General features: G+C 70.1%; 1 protein-coding gene. It reads right to left on the reverse strand.

Annotated features, from left to right (window positions below; genetic code table 11):
• Window positions 1-9: 9 nt before the first annotated feature.
• A complete protein-coding gene (locus tag GL263_RS27460) occupies window positions 10-741 on the reverse strand; it encodes an SDR family NAD(P)-dependent oxidoreductase (protein WP_182858425.1) in 732 nt (243 codons plus the stop codon).
• Between the last annotated feature and the right edge of the window lie 38 nt (window positions 742-779).

The following is a 779-nucleotide window of genomic DNA, read 5'->3' on the forward strand; positions in this document are numbered from 1 at the left end:
GTCGGGGTGTCAGCGCGGGTAGCAGCCGTTGTCGGCGCGCAGCACGGCGCCCGTCATCGTTCCGGAGCCGTCACCGAGCAGGTAGGCGCAGACGCGTGCGACGTCCTCGGGCAGGATGTCGCCGTCGAGCTGTTCCTGGCGCTTGTACTCGGCGTACCGGTAGTCGGGGATGCGGTCGGCGATGGCCGTGTTGACGACGAGACCCGGGGAGACGGCGTTCACCCGGACGTACGGCGCGAAGTTCATCGCGTTCGACTTGGTCAGGCCGATGACTCCGGCCTTGACCGTGCCGTAGAGCGCGTCGGAACTGCCGACCTCCCCCGCCACCGAGGTCAGGTTCACGATCGCGCCGCGCCGCTCGCGCGGCAGCAGGTGCCCCGCGAAGCGGCGGGACAGCCACACCGGCCCCTTCACGTTGACGGCGATGACCCGTTCGATGGTGGCGTCGTCGTACTCCCACACGGGACGGCCCAGGTAGAGACCGGCGTTGTTGACCAGCCCGTCGACGTCCGGGTGCTCGGCCAGCACCCGGTCCATCAGCTCCTCACACGCGTCGCGGACGGCGACGTCGCACAGGTGGGTGTCGAGCGGCCGCCCCTGGTGCCGACGTGCCAGCTCCTTCAGGGCGGGTTCGTCGATGTCGCAGGTGACGACGGTCATCCCGTCGGCCAGGCAGTGCTCCACGAGCGCGCGGCCCACGCCGCTCGCACCGCCTGTGATGATCACTGTCCGCGTGCTCATGTCGTCTCCTTGACGGGGTTTCGGGGCGCGACGGTCGG

It is taken from the genome of Streptomyces durbertensis, from assembly GCF_014156695.1.
Lineage (GTDB): Bacteria > Actinomycetota > Actinomycetes > Streptomycetales > Streptomycetaceae > Streptomyces > Streptomyces durbertensis.